Origin of the sequence: Chryseobacterium sp. MEBOG07 (assembly GCF_021869745.1) — a bacterium.
GTDB lineage: Bacteria > Bacteroidota > Bacteroidia > Flavobacteriales > Weeksellaceae > Chryseobacterium > Chryseobacterium viscerum.
In genome coordinates, this window is sequence record NZ_CP084579.1 from 2,747,048 (window position 1) to 2,761,204 (window position 14,157).

Sequence of the window (14,157 nt, forward strand, 5' to 3'; positions counted from 1 at the left end):
AATGAGATTATCTCTATGATGGACAACCTGAAATCTACTATCTGCTACCTGCCACCTACTATTTCCTGTAAACGGTTATGTGCCATATTAATACCCTGTGCAAAAGGCATTTTCAGATGCTGGTCTCTGAAATCTACCGATTTATATACGGTTTGAATGGTAATTTTACTCGTTGTATCTGTTAATTTTTCAAATTCTAAAAACTCTATCTGAACAGGAAATGGAGTATTTTCCATCTGGAAAGTTCTTATAATTTTCTCATTCTGAACAATGTCATGAATAGTTCCATTGGCACTGAAAACCACATCGCCCTGAGGATTTAACGTTTCGAAGCGGTAACTTCCGTGTTGCTTGTTTTCGAATTTGGTGACTTTGGTTCCCATCCATTGCTCGAAAAGTTCAGCTTCTGTATAGGCTTTGAAAAGGAGTTCTACGGGAAGATCAAATTCTCTGATAATGAAAATTTCCTGTTTTCCGTCTTCTGCGTGGATTTTTGTTTTAAGTTCCATATTTTGAGTTTTCTTGAGTTGGATCGTTTTAGAATAGGAGGGTTTATTGGGTTTGAGAGTGGGAGAGTATTAGAGTATTAGAGTGGGAGAAAATTGATACTATTTGAAGTCTATGATCTATTCGTCTCTCATCTTTTATCTCTTATTCTTTGTTACTAATGTTTTGATACGCTTTCATCACACTTTCCAGCTTGTTGAACTTTTCGTCCCACATTTTGCGGAATGGTTCTATAAAATCGGCTATTTCTTTCATTTTATTAGGATTAAGGTGATAGATTACTTCTCTGCCGTTTTGTTCAGATCTTAGCAGTTCACATTCGGTAAGGATCTGGAGATGTTTTGAAACGGTAGGTCTTGCCGTATCAAAATTGGAGGCAATGGCTCCCGCTGTCATGGACTGTGCCGCCACCAACATCAATATAGATCGTCTCGTAGGATCTGCAATCGCCTGAAAAACATCTCTTCTTAAATTCATCGTGTAGTTATTTGACTACAAATATATGTGTAGTTATTTAGCTACGCAAATATTTTATGTGAAATTTTTGATTTTAATAAAAAAAAGCTCAAAAATGTAGGGAAATACATTGTTGAGCTCTGTAATTTTGAATTTTGAATAAGAAGTACGCTTAAGATCTTACTTCCAGATCTTCAACTATATGGATGGCTTCCTGCAGATAGAGATCTTTTTTCAGATTTTTAACCCATAATTCCGATTTATTTTTGAATGCTGCATCATTTTTCTCTCTTTCAATATCCTTGGGATAGAGGGTGAATTGAAGACCGCTTTCTAATGTTTGCAAAACTTTGAATTTATCATCCTGAGCTTTTCTTTCCTTCATCAGGTCGCTGTATTTTTGCATGCTCAGGGGCACTGTTTTTTCTTTACCCAGATTTTCTCTCCATTGGGCGTATTCAAGTAATAATTTATAATTATCGTTTTTAGCAATTCTCTCTGTACCTACTTTCTGCAAAGCCTGAATATTGAGAAAGTTTCGTTTGGTGAAGCTTGTTCCCGGTATTTTATCCCAAGCTAATGCATAGTCATCATATTTTTCACCTATGTCTGCGTAAGAAAAGACATCTTTCATCTGGATATCTGAGCTTACTCCTTTTCTCTGTGTAGATTCTCCGGTGATTCTATAATATTTCTGAATGGTTAGTTTTATGGAACCAAAGTCTTCCTGAGTATTGAGAAACCTGTTCAAATCTACAAATACCTGCACGGTTCCTTTTCCATATGATACAGGAGATCCCATGATAACTGCTCTTCCATAATCCTGCATTACGCCGGATAAAATTTCTGCCGCAGAAGCAGATAATTCATTTTGTAGAATCACAAGTGGACCATTCCAGATGGGAACTTCATTTTTATTTTTTAAGGTGGTAATCTTTCCATTTCCATCCTTCACCTGCACATAAGGACCTGCATCCATGAAAAGACCCATAATATCTCCAACTTCCGTTAAAGACCCTCCGGAGTTGCCTCTAAGATCAAGAACAATTCCCTGGATATTTTGCTCCTTAAGTTTGATGATTTCTTTTTTAATATCGTCAGATGCATTTCTGCCATCTTTATCTTCAAAATCAGCATTGAATTTTGGTAAATTGATCAATCCGTATTTTTTATCAGATGCATTTACGATAATACTTTTAGCAAAAGTATCTTCAAGAGTTATTTCTTCGCGAAGCATGGTTACATCCTGAATGGTACCGTCTTTTTTCTCTACCGTTAAAGTAATTGGAGATCCTTTTTCGCCTCTGATTAATCTTATGGCTTCGCTGGAAAGCATATCAGCAACATTTACAGGATCAGTATTGGGGTTAGATTTTATTTTTAAAATTTTATCACCCTCAGTCAGTTGCTTGGTCTTCCATGCCGGAGCTCCAATGGATAATGTACCGATAAAGAGATTTCCTTTCTTTTCCTGGATCATTGCACCTATTCCGATTATTTTTCCTTTGAAGTCCGTATCAAAATCCTCCTTGCCCTGTGGTGAATAATAGTTTGTATGCGGATCAAAAATATGAGTATAGGCATTCATATATACCGTAAACCAATCCATTTTTTTTCTTTTCTTGAATCGGATAAACTTTTCTTCCAGAAGATCTTTAACATTTTCTGTCGCTTTTTTTACCTTTTCATCCTGGCTCAGTACTTCGGGCTTACTGCTGTTTTCTTTGTTATTGGCATCCTCCTTCTTTTTTTCCTCGCTTTTCCTGTTCATGGATTCTATTTCCTGCAGAATATTGTATTTCACATATTTCCTCCATTCATTATACTGCTGCTGCTTGTTGGCCGATGCATTTTTCAGCTTAGGTTCCAAAGTCAGTATTTCATCTTCTTCCAGATTGATCGGCTTACTGAAAATATTCTTGGTCATTTTATCTATTTCATCAATCCTTTGATACAATTTATCGACTGTCAGTTTATAAAAAGTCAAATCTCCGGTATTCAGATAATCATCCAGTTTGGTTTCGTATTTACGAAACTCATCCATATCTGATTGGAGGAAATATATTTTTGTAGGATCTATGGATTCAAAATACTGTTTATACACTTCTTTTGAATACGCATCATTAATAGGTTTTGGGCTGTAATGCAGATAAGACAAAATATTCTTTGTATTGACCATGATGATCTGCATCTTTTCTTCTTCATTGTTGGGAGGACGAAAACCGAACACACAAAATGTAAGCGGAAGAAGAAGTAAAAAACGAACGGTTTTAAAATTTTTCAACATATATATGATTGTGCTTTTAATTGAAAATTACACTTGTTTTGTTGCTGTTAATTGATCTATTTTCAATGTATTGATTGAAAATAGTAGTAAACAAGAGCTTTCAATGTGCTTTTATAAAAATCATGTGAATGTATGAAAAATATTGATAATAAGTAGTTGTGGAGTAGGATTTTAAGATAAGTTTATGGTTTGAAGGGTCTGTCTGTCTTCAATACCAATATTAGGTTGTATAAAATAAATCTATTCATAAATTCATCGTGTATTTGTTTGATTATACAAGTTTTAATAATAAAAACTTTTTTTATTTTTCAGAACTAATTTTGTATCCAGTCTACTGGTATTAATTTTATTCCATTTCTCCACTCTTCAATAATTGCAGTTTTAAATTGTTCTGTTTTTAACTTAGCATGGTCAGTTATAATTACTTGAAAAGAGGGAGATAATGATTCGGTTACATTGAAAATGAAGTCATACATCTGTCTAACAGCAGCTTCATCAGAACTTTCATTAATTTCACCTGTTTGATTTATATCTTTTTCTGGTGGAAAATATATTTGTGATGGTTGGTCTAGTACAAGGAATCTAGGTACTGGTCTGTTAGTTTTTACAAAATATTGATGTAAGGCAAAATGAATTAGTAAATGGGCCGCAAGCCAATTAGCACCACTACCCATGTTGCTTAGAGGAATAGACCTATCAAGAGTATCAATAAATATAGTTAGTTTCTTTATATCAAAACGTATTGGTGAATTTTGATGTTCTATATCTAAATTGGCTGCCCAATTTGTCATTTGTGTATTAATATGGTTCAAAACAGCATTTAAACGGCTTTCTTTTTCTTCAGAACCAATTTGTTGTTCTAATTCTGAAAGTTTTGCTTTCAACAATTGAATTTTATCATGTAATGTTTTATCTTCTTCGACTAGATGTAAACTTTCAAGGAATAATGATATTTTGCCGATGGTTTTACCCCGCCTCAGATTTAAGTCTTTTAGTCTCCCAGCTTGTTCCTGTTCTGTATATATTGCTTTAATACTATTTTGTTTTAACTCAATTTGCTTTTTTAAATCATCTTGATTTGAGGTTAATTTTTCTATATAGCTTCCAAGTTTCGGACGTTCTTGGATTGTGTTTGTCAGGTTTTCCGAAATTTGAGAAAGTGATCGATTTATTGCTTCAATTGAAGGTATTGTTGTATCAATCGTTTGACTACATAAAGGACAATTATGTAATTCTGCCTCAGTCTCGCCAAATAATTGAATAGATTCCAGTCTCACTTTTTGTTGGGTAGCCTCATCAGAATAATCAGAAGTTTGGTTGATGAATATTTTTACGGCTTTTACATCATCATTTATTCTACCCAATTCCTTTATTAATTCATTTTTTTCTTCAATTATTTTTTTCAAATTCTCATTTTCACCTTCTGCTGTTTCATTAAATGTTGTTTCCCATTTCAAAACTTCTCTTAATGCTACTAATGCTGAAGATTCATCTTCTGTTTGTTGATCTACAGGAAGTAAATCTAGCTGTTTTGATTCTTCAACAAATTCAAAAATTTTTTTACCACCATCTTGTTTAAGACGTTCATACTCTTTTAGCTCTTTTTCATATTTTGCTAATTCACGTTTTTTTGCAGAAATTTCTTGTTCTAAACGATAGGTATCCTCTCTTAAAACACCTAAAAAATATGGAAGTGTATCTTTTATGGATTGAGCAATAAAAGGATCTGATTGATTATAAAACAAATAATTTCGTTGAGCAATTAAATCTTGAGGTTGATAGGAATAATATCTACTATGTTTAAAATTTACTGTTAGAGGAGCTCTTGTCCCTGAATCAGGGACATTTGTAAATTCAGCTATAAATAATTTCTTGGTTAGAAAATCTTTCAGAGTATTAATGTCTGAATTATTATTAAGTTCTGATAATTCAGGAATTTTTATGGTATCAGCATTTTCAAAATGAATATATTGTGTAGAAGCTTGGTTTAGCCTATTAGGATTTTGTCGGGCAATAAATATTTGTTCTGCATCAAGTTGTAGTAAAATACCAAACCATTCAACAGTATCTCTAATAATGCCTTCAGAAATTCTACAATCATCACTGCATAAACAATAATTTATAATGTCTATTATTGCTGTTTTTCCGGTTTTAGATTCACCTGTAATGATATTTACTTTGCCAAGTTCAAAAGAAAGAATTCTTTTATCTCCTTGTCTATTGTAAAAAATTAAACTTTTTATTTGCATGAAAAATATTTTATGGTTTAATTCCAAACATGGAATATATTGTTATTGGTGTACCAGATTTAGAAAATAATTTCCCAAGTAGAGCTGCTTTAGTTATACAACTTTTGACTTCATCGTTATTTTGTTTGAGTTTTTTTCTTCTTACTCTTATATCTATATTACCGTCCTCATCAATACTTAATGAATCATGAGCAATTCCAAACATTATTGCTTCTCTTGAAAAGGGTAGATAGCTATTAACATGTAAAGCAAATCCTATCTTTAAATCTTCGTTTCCGTTTATCCAACTATGAAGAGTGGTTGCTTTTGTCTTTGGTAGTCTTTCCCTGATTTTACTTGTTAAAACAATTGGTAAAATGAGGACAGATAATGAAAAAGGTAAGTTTTTATTTTTTTCATTCTTATATGCCTTAATACATTCTCGTATTATCTCGCTACAAAATGCTGGGTTAACAAGATGAGCTGTCACTTCTGGTCTGTTTTCCCATTTTGGTAAATTCATATTAATTTATCTTATTTTCAAAATTAGGATGCCAACCTATTTCTTTTTTATCAGAGATCATATGGCAAGAACCTGTTATCATATAATTCTCTCTAAAACGGTCTTTAATAAAGATTTGTGGGCATTGACTTACATAGTGTGATTCATAAAAAGTTTTTCCAACACGCTTTTGTGTTTCCTCATCATCGGTTGGATTTATTATAATAGAAAACTTTTTATCCCAATCTTCTTTTAACTTGTTTTCATAAATTATATCATCACTGGGATTAATAAGTCCTTCTCGAAGCCATTTAGACTTTTGGCTAAAGGTCCGATGATAATCACTAATAGCATGATTTATTGATCTTGGATTTACTTCTACCAGCTCCAATTGTTTTACGAATCTAAAACTTCTGTATGTATTTAGTTGAGTAGTATCACCAGTAATTGAAACATCAAAATCATTTGGCAGATTATCAATTTTTAATGTGTCTGCCACATCAATGACTTTTAATCTGACTTCTTTAGCCGTAATTTCATCTCTTAGATTTTGTAATTGTAAAATAACTTCACCTAAAAACCAACCTTCTAATCTTTCATAAAGAGCATCTTTTTTTAATGATGAATTCCTTATTTCATGAAGAATTTTAGTTTTAGCTTCATTAATATCAACTGAAGCATCTGTAATAATTATTTTTTCAACTAATCCTTTTTTTGCTCTACTGTCAAACTTAAGAATGAAGCATAAGCACTAGAATTAGTTATATTAGTAGATGTTCTTGCAACCTCAGAAAGATCATTTACAATATTATCTATATCGCGAGTAGATTGTGTTCCCTGTTTTAATTTAAATGGAATTGTACCGTTAGATGCAGTAGCAGTTGTTATAAGATTGAAAATAGAGTTATCTATATTAAAAGTACCATCCTGAATTCCTTCGCTCCAAACTCTTATTGTTTTCCATAAATCAACACTTGCATTTGTAAGATTGGTTACAGAATTAAGATGGAATTTAGTTTGATAAACATCTAATGAATTAAGAGAATCTATACTAATGTCATCAATTTTTTCAAGTAATAGTTTTGCATCATCGTTAGATTCAGATATAATGAGCATTAATCCATACCTGATTTGGTATAGGTAACCTAAATTAGGCTCACTGGCAGAAAAAATAGAAGGGTTATTAGTCATAATTATATTTCAATAGTTCTTATGGCATACTTATTTTAAAATATAGATAGGTGCATTATATTCTTTTCTCTATTAATGTCTCTAATTTTTCAATCATTTCCTTCTGCTGTTCTAGCATACGCTCATAAAGCTCAACCATTTTATCAAGAGGATTAAAAGTACAATGAAAATTTGCTTGTCCACCGTCACTAAAAGTATTTGCAACGGCGCTGTCGTGGAAAGTATTTGCTATGATATTAATTGCTGATTCCTCATCAAAATTCTCAATCGCTTCTGCAGGAACTTTCAGGATTTGAGCTACCTGCGCCAGAATATCAGATTCTACGGTTTCTTTTTGCTCTAAAAGGGAGATTTTCTTCTGGTTCCAGTCATCACCCAGTTCAAAAGCTAGGGCTTCCTGTTTGATGCCCAGCATTTCGCGGAAACGCTTTATATTTCTACCCTGATGTATTTTCTTATTTTGCATATCTGTGTAACTCATAATAACAAATATAAAGCTTTAGAACAAAAAAATAAAGCTCTGTTTTAAAATAAATACTATTCTAAAATATCTCTCTTTCTGAATAAATTATCCTTTCCTCAACTGGTATATCCTCCTGATTATGTTTTGATTTGTTGAAAATAACAAATATGAAAAGAAAAATAAGAATGAACAGCAGCAAATATAATGAACTGCGCAATCGTAACCTTACGGTTTTCCTCAAATCGTTTTCAAGATCGTATGGCAAAATAGTTTACTTCCCGGAAATAAGAATTGCAGGGAAGTGGGTAGAGCAATGTGGTTTTCAGGCAGGAGATAAGATACTGGTTACCGTAAGTAGAAACCAGATTGTTCTGGAAAGGGAAGTAGATTATGGGGGATAAAATTTTTAATTGTCGCACGCAGATTTAGGAGATTGCGCAGATAGAGTAAACAAAAGAATCTGCGATATCTGCCTGATTAGCGAGAGATTTTTTTTGAACCATTAAGGGTTCTTAAGGTTTTAAGTGAAGTTAAGACTCAAATAAATTTGAGTGAAGCGTTATGTTTCTTGAATATCTTTAGATCTTCTCTTAATTATTCTTAACAGCTTATCTATTTCTTAATGGTTCAAATATTTTATTAGAATTTTTAAACGCAAAGTTTTCAGATGTAGGCTTTTATATTTTTAAGTAGGCTAAGGATGGACAAGTGAACTTGTCTGATGAAGCGGATGATAGTCGCACGCAGATTTTATTTATTTTACAAAAATTCCGATATATTTTCCGCTATATTTTACTACAGAAGTCTTAATCTTTTTTTTATTACAAAAATCCTGATACGCAGAATTGTCACCAATATCATCACTGATAAATACGGCACCAGGTTTCAATCTTTTATAGATTTGGTGATAAGCCCACATTCTTCCATAGTAACTTTTGTCAGAATCATAGTGGAAAACATCAAAAAAGGATGCTTTTTTAAAGATTTTAGGCAAAGATTCTCTATCTGCAAAACGAAATAACTTCCAAAATTTTTTGAGGCTTTCAGGAACAATATAACCTACATAGCGATCACCATCCTGAGCAAGATAAGGCATATCTGAGCTATATAGCGTGCCATTTCTTTTTTTAATTGAAAGCAATATGGCTAAGGAAGACCATCCATAAGCTACTCCTGTTTCAAGAACGTTTTGTGCTTTGGTAAATTCACATGCATAATAAATAAGCTCCAGGGCACCAGGACCGCCCATTGTAATAGGGCATTCTTTTTCTTTTAAGTTTGCTTTTTCCAGAGTATCAGCATATACTTCTCTGAAATGATCAGTGTCCATAGAGAAAAGTCTGGAAACCGCTTCTTTTTGAGATACTGCTATGGAGGCAGCCCAGGAATTTGTTTTTGCTTTTCCTTTGAACGGGCTTCTTCTGTTGATTGTATTTTTAATAATTTTTCTGCCCAGTTCAGGATAAAGAGCAGGTCTTTTAAGATAAGCTACAAATGTTTTAAGAACTGTTGACATATCATTGATTGTATTAAAGTTACAAGACAAATGTATTTTTTTTAAAACCATATTGCATTGAGACAATATTAATTTTGAAATCAAATTTGTTTATAATCTTTTAATAATATGTAAGATAATTAATCAATAATAATTGTTATTTTTTAATTTAAATGTAAATTTTTAAAAATATGATTTTCTTTCTTTCAGTGAGCTAAAGATAGGTACGTGATCTTGCCTGATGGAGCAGAGATTGATCTCTTGTAGATTTTGGGATTACACCGTTTTTTAGAATATAATCATCTGCGATATCTGCTTGATCAGCGAGAGATTTTTTTAAACCATTAAGGGTACTTAAGATTTTAAGTGAAGTTAAGACTCAAATAAATTTGAGTTAAGCGTTATGTTTCTTGAATATCTTTAGATCTTCTCTTAATTATTCTTAACAACTTATCTATTCTTAATGGTTTAAATTTTAATTACACAAATATCTGTTTTTTACCTGTTTAAGGTTGCAGCCGTCTCTTAAGATGTAAGGAGGAGTTTTTGTTTTTTTGTCTACAAAAATGTCTGTCCAAAAATATATGGATTACAGCCATAAAAACGGCGATACTTTTCTGCTTTTTCACTAGGGTAGGTATTGGTTTTTCATTAACACACTAAATAGTGTGTTGTTTAATGACTGCAAATGTATAAATAATTTTGTATAAACAAAAAGATAAATGAGTCGAAATTATCTTAATAATTGTTCATTGTCTGTTGCTGTCAATACGTTGCAGGCTTTATAGAAATGCAGAACCCTGGTTATGATAAGCAGGATAAAAAGAACACCATTTATTGTATCTTCTTCATAGGGAATGCCTGTCTGGCCATTTTTCCGTTCACCATCCCGGAGATTTCAGCAAATAAAGAATCTTTGCGGATCTTTTTGTAAGTGATTCTTTGGGGAAAGTCATTCTCCTGATTCTCAAATATAAGTGAGTTGGGCTTAGACATAGAAGTTGATACAAAATCAACAGGCTTTTCATCATGCTGACCTTTTACAGATACCATATAATGCAGTTTTTTATCTTTTTCTACCAAGCGTACAGATTCAAAAAGGATGGTATCTTTTTGCTTCAGATAATAGCTTTTTGGCTGAAGTTCGGTATCACTTTTCCGGGTCCATGTTTCGTAGAGGCTTCCTTTGGAGGTTTTGGTTTCCCAGGTTCCGAGAAGCCATTCAATTTTTTTAGTTTCACTTTGTTGTTGTGTCCAGCTGGCTGCAATGGATAGACCGATCATTGCAAGGATTAATTTTGTTTTCATTGCCTAATTATTTTATTTCAGCAAAGTTCAAAATAAAAGGTACTTTAAAATTGTAAAAATGCGACATCAGGAATCTTTTCTGTAGAATAGAAGAGACATCTGCAGCATATCTCCGTAAAATTCTTTTGGGGTAAATCCTGTAAATTCCTTAAAATCTTTGATGAAATGAGCTTGATCGTAATATTCGGATTCGTAGGCGAGCGCTGTAAGACTGGCATATTCTTTATTCAGAAGATGTTTGATTGTAGTTTGAAGCCGGATGGTTTTTGAGAGCTGTTTCGGACTCAATCCAATGGCTGAAGAAAACTTACGTTCCAGTTGTCTTCTGTTGATATTTGTCTGTTTTGAAAGTTCATTGACTGATATTTTTCCGTCGACATTCAACAGCAAATCCACAGTAGATTGTACAATTTTGTCAATGGTTTCTGTATTAAGTCTTTCCAGTAGAAACGTTTCTACAATGGTTATTTTTTCCTGTACTGTTATAGCTTTCAATACATTTTTTTCCAATTCAGCTCCCTGTATTCCGAAGAGTTTTTCCAGCGGAATGGCCTGATCATCCATTTCTTTAATAGGAATTGTAGCAAATGGAATGAACCCATCATGATGAAAACGAACAGAGAAAATACCGGTAATACCTGTGGGCTCTATTTTCAGGGGTTCGGTCAATTGTCCAAAAACACAGCTTCTGGGTTGTAGAACTGGTTTCCCATCGATATATTGATTATAAAGATCACCATAATGAATGATCATTTCCATACAGCCATCCGGAACAATGGTTTGTACCTGAGGAACAGCTTCCCTGGGGCTGTCCAGAGTCCAGTAGCATTTTATGATAGAAGCCAGATCCGGTTGTGGTTGAAAGGTTTGATAATCCATTGTACTCAATATTCTAATCTTATAAAATTATTAAATAAAAAGTGAAATTACTTTAAACAGGCTATTGAAATATATTGACAATGGTAGCACTCACGAAATTACCCTTATCTTTGTACATCCGATGTTTCTAAACATTAATCAATATTATCATAGATGAAATTTTTACTAGACCTTTTATTCCGTGTTTTTCAGCTTTTTACAGAACCTTATTTCTTAGTATTTCTTGCGGTAGTTATTATAACCCTTTTAAAAAGAAAAAATAAGCGTAAAAATCTGAGGATAGGAATCTGTATATGGGCCGTTTTGATGATTATCTTTATAGGAAATGGCTTCTTGGGTAAGCTAACCTCCGGATATCTGCAGAAAAGTTATGTTAATATTTCTACTCCTAAAAATACACCTTCTCAGAGCGCTATTATTGTAGTATTGGGTGGCGGGGTTGTAAATTTTGACAATACAGAAAAGCTGCATACCATGTCTTATTCCAGAATTGTAACCGCTTATCAATTGTATCATGAATACAAGAAAAATAATCAACCTTGTAAAATATTAATTTCCGGAAAAGGAAGAGGGCATACAAGTGAAGCTGAAGTATTCAGCGAAAATTTTAAAAAGATGGGAGTGCCAGATTCTGATATTATTAAGGAAGATAAAAGCATGAATACCTATGAAAACGCAAAATATTCCAGCAAAATAGTAAAGCAAATGGCTCCTTCTAGTGTGTATCTGGTAACTTCCGGGTTTCATATGAAGAGATCTGTTTCTCTGTTTCAGACATTTGGGTTAAAACCTATTCCACAGGCATCAGATTTTATAGATACTGAAATAACGATATTTCCGAACAGCTATAATGCAGCATTTACATTTGTGATGCTAAAAGAGGTACTGGGAATATGGCAGGTGCAGCTGTATAACAGTTTGGGAATGAATAAATAGCATTCTAAAGTTTATTTTAAAACATTTTAGCTCACTCAGGAAAGTAAAGCTTAAGTGTTCAAAAACCGTTCTAATTAAGGTGAAAATTTGTAAACCATGTCAAGGTTCAAAACCTTGACATGGTTTGATTGTCATTCCGAAAGAATCCAAACATCATATAATTTTAAAACACTTTAGTACACTTTAGAAAGTTTTAATATTCTCCTGTATAAGTAAGTTCACTTAAGAGAAAAATCAAAGATTTTTAAACAACTTTAGTGTACTTTATATACGCAAAGCAGGAACTTAATAAACTTAAGTGTTCAAAACTTTTGTAACTTTTGTGGTTTAAAAGATGTCATCTTTTGGTATGGTTTAAATAAAACTGTTTAACAGCTTTAGATATTATTTTACTTTCTTCAGTGAAATGAGTGTCTGCAAAATTACAGAAGCAATAATGAACGTCAATCCTATATAAAATGGAAATCCTACTTCTTTGCTTTCTCCAAAAAACAGAAAGGCTATAATGATGGCATAAACAGGTTCCAGATTGAAGGTTAAGTTCACAGTGAATGCTGGAATTTTCTTTAAAACCTCTGCAAAGGCCACATATAACCCAACTGTACAAAAAAGAGCTAAAACGCTCAAATAAGCCGTGTCTTTCAAGTCAGGTACTATGCTATCTGCCGGGAAAATAACGAGGTATATGGGCAAAAGAGCTCCGAGGCCTAAAGTACCGCCAATCATCTGATAAAAGTTGATTACTTTGGTGTCAAAGTGTCTCACCAAACGATTATTATAAATGGTGTAGAGCGCTCCTAAAGCAGAAGAAATAACACCTAGCATAATTCCCAGCTGGTAAGAGGCATCGAAATGGAAGATCAGACTGATCCCCAACAAAGTCAATGTACTGAGAAGCAGCTCTGAGATTTTAAATTTCTCTTTGTCGATCAAAGGTTTAAATACAGCCGTAAAAAAACTGGTGAGACAATAACAGACTACACCGATTGATATATTGGAGTATTTGATGCTGGCGTAGAAAAAAAGCCAGTGTATGGTGATAAGCAGCCCAGCTTTCATTATACGGGTTTTTTCCTGTGTAGAAAGTCTATAGGGAATTCTCAGCAATTTTAAAATAAAGAATAAAATAATAGAGGAGAAGAGGAGTCTGTACCAGACCAGTAAGCCTTCATTAAGGGTGATTAATTTTCCGAACACACCTGTGAATCCAGCCAATACCACGGCCAGATGTAATACTACATATGATTTTTTCATTGAGAATGAACTGTAAAGATTTGAATTAATATTTTTATGTCAGAATCTGAAGCATAGTAATTCTGGCCATTATATTTTTAATGGCATAAGAACGCTTCAAATTAATTTGAAAATATTAAGGTGCCGGAGGAGGCAGACAGTTCGCGCGGTTCATATTTATTTGTTGAAGTTCAAATATAGGGAAAATATTTTCCAGGTTACATATAAAAAACATTAAACTTATGACCATCAGGATCGGCAAAAACAAAACCATAATAGTTGTCTCCGAAACTTTCCGGTTCTGAAATAATTTTTCCGCCAGCTTTTTCAACTTCTTGGGCCCATGCATCTACCTGATCTTTAGTATCGGCCGATAAGGTAAAAACTATTTCGTTTGCTTTCTCTGTGTCACAGAATTGTATCTGCTTCAGGTTAGATTCTATGATTTGTTTTAAGAAGAAATGAATAATAAAATCCTTTTCCCCGAAAAAGAAACTTACCAGTTGGTCCGAAGTATGCGGACCGTTCGGTTTAAATCCTAATTCAGTATAAAATTTGTGCGTACGTTCCAGATTGGCTACAGCCAGATTGGACCAGATCATTGTAGGTTTCATATTATTTTCTTTTGGTTGAGAGTAAAGTTATCATGTTTCACCATCATAAAAGCTGTCA

The 14,157-nt window shown here is 33.1% G+C and carries 15 protein-coding genes; 2 read left to right on the plus strand and 13 right to left on the minus strand.

The window, feature by feature from the left end; all coding sequences use genetic code 11:
* Window positions 1-44: 44 nt before the first annotated feature.
* From LF886_RS12670 to LF886_RS12705, 8 genes are all read right to left on the minus strand, one after another.
* Window positions 45-509: an SRPBCC domain-containing protein gene (locus LF886_RS12670; protein ID WP_236849905.1), complete on the minus strand. Its 465-nt coding sequence runs from the start codon at window positions 507-509 to the stop codon at window positions 45-47.
* Window positions 510-651: 142 nt separating this feature from the next.
* Window positions 652-984 carry an ArsR/SmtB family transcription factor gene (locus LF886_RS12675; RefSeq protein WP_236849906.1) on the minus strand — a complete coding sequence of 111 codons (333 nt, stop codon included), beginning with the start codon at window positions 982-984 and terminating at the stop codon, window positions 652-654.
* Window positions 985-1,135: 151 nt separating this feature from the next.
* A complete protein-coding gene (locus tag LF886_RS12680) occupies window positions 1,136-3,250 on the minus strand; it encodes a carboxy terminal-processing peptidase (protein ID WP_236849907.1) in 2,115 nt (704 codons plus the stop codon).
* 314 nt (window positions 3,251-3,564) lie between these two features.
* Entirely contained in the window at window positions 3,565-5,499 is a 1,935-nt protein-coding gene (locus LF886_RS12685; RefSeq protein ID WP_236849908.1) for a DUF3732 domain-containing protein, read from the minus strand.
* 10 nt (window positions 5,500-5,509) lie between these two features.
* A complete protein-coding gene (locus LF886_RS12690) occupies window positions 5,510-6,001 on the minus strand; it encodes a three component ABC system middle component (RefSeq protein WP_236849909.1) in 492 nt (163 codons plus the stop codon).
* 1 nt (window position 6,002) lies between these two features.
* Window positions 6,003-6,479 carry an ABC-three component system protein gene (locus tag LF886_RS12695; protein ID WP_236849910.1) on the minus strand — a complete coding sequence of 159 codons (477 nt, stop codon included), beginning with the start codon at window positions 6,477-6,479 and terminating at the stop codon, window positions 6,003-6,005.
* Window positions 6,480-6,682: 203 nt separating this feature from the next.
* A complete protein-coding gene (locus LF886_RS12700; RefSeq protein ID WP_236849911.1) occupies window positions 6,683-7,171 on the minus strand; it encodes a hypothetical protein in 489 nt (162 codons plus the stop codon).
* 55 nt (window positions 7,172-7,226) lie between these two features.
* Complete coding sequence (locus LF886_RS12705; RefSeq protein ID WP_236849912.1) at window positions 7,227-7,652, minus strand: helix-turn-helix transcriptional regulator; 426 nt, start codon at window positions 7,650-7,652, stop codon at window positions 7,227-7,229.
* A gap of 149 nt (window positions 7,653-7,801) precedes the next feature.
* Here LF886_RS12705 and LF886_RS12710 point away from each other — a divergent pair, with 149 nt between their 5' ends.
* Window positions 7,802-8,035, plus strand: a complete 234-nt coding sequence (locus LF886_RS12710; RefSeq protein WP_236849913.1) for a SymE family type I addiction module toxin — start codon at window positions 7,802-7,804, stop codon at window positions 8,033-8,035.
* A gap of 353 nt (window positions 8,036-8,388) precedes the next feature.
* Here the strand turns inward: LF886_RS12710 and LF886_RS12715 are convergent, their stop codons facing one another.
* The 3 genes from LF886_RS12715 to LF886_RS12725 all read right to left on the minus strand — a co-directional run bounded on the left by LF886_RS12715 (window position 8,389) and on the right by LF886_RS12725 (window position 11,316).
* Window positions 8,389-9,150 (minus strand): O-methyltransferase, encoded by a 762-nt coding sequence (locus LF886_RS12715; protein WP_236849914.1) that lies wholly within the window; start codon window positions 9,148-9,150, stop codon window positions 8,389-8,391.
* An 813-nt stretch (window positions 9,151-9,963) separates the two neighbouring features.
* Window positions 9,964-10,437: a DUF6265 family protein gene (locus LF886_RS12720; RefSeq protein WP_236849915.1), complete on the minus strand. Its 474-nt coding sequence runs from the start codon at window positions 10,435-10,437 to the stop codon at window positions 9,964-9,966.
* A 66-nt stretch (window positions 10,438-10,503) separates the two neighbouring features.
* The gene (locus LF886_RS12725; RefSeq protein ID WP_236849916.1) at window positions 10,504-11,316 is read right to left on the minus strand and encodes a helix-turn-helix domain-containing protein; all 813 of its coding nucleotides are present in this window, start codon (window positions 11,314-11,316) and stop codon (window positions 10,504-10,506) included.
* 153 nt (window positions 11,317-11,469) lie between these two features.
* On the opposite strand from LF886_RS12725, the gene LF886_RS12730 reads away from it, so the two are divergent.
* Window positions 11,470-12,252 (plus strand): YdcF family protein, encoded by a 783-nt coding sequence (locus tag LF886_RS12730; RefSeq protein WP_236849917.1) that lies wholly within the window; start codon window positions 11,470-11,472, stop codon window positions 12,250-12,252.
* A gap of 384 nt (window positions 12,253-12,636) precedes the next feature.
* On the opposite strand, the gene LF886_RS12735 is transcribed toward LF886_RS12730, so the two are convergent.
* A complete protein-coding gene (locus tag LF886_RS12735; protein WP_236849918.1) occupies window positions 12,637-13,506 on the minus strand; it encodes a DMT family transporter in 870 nt (289 codons plus the stop codon).
* Between the two features lie 197 nt (window positions 13,507-13,703).
* Window positions 13,704-14,099: a VOC family protein gene (locus LF886_RS12740; RefSeq protein WP_236849919.1), complete on the minus strand. Its 396-nt coding sequence runs from the start codon at window positions 14,097-14,099 to the stop codon at window positions 13,704-13,706.
* Window positions 14,100-14,157 lie beyond the last annotated feature (58 nt).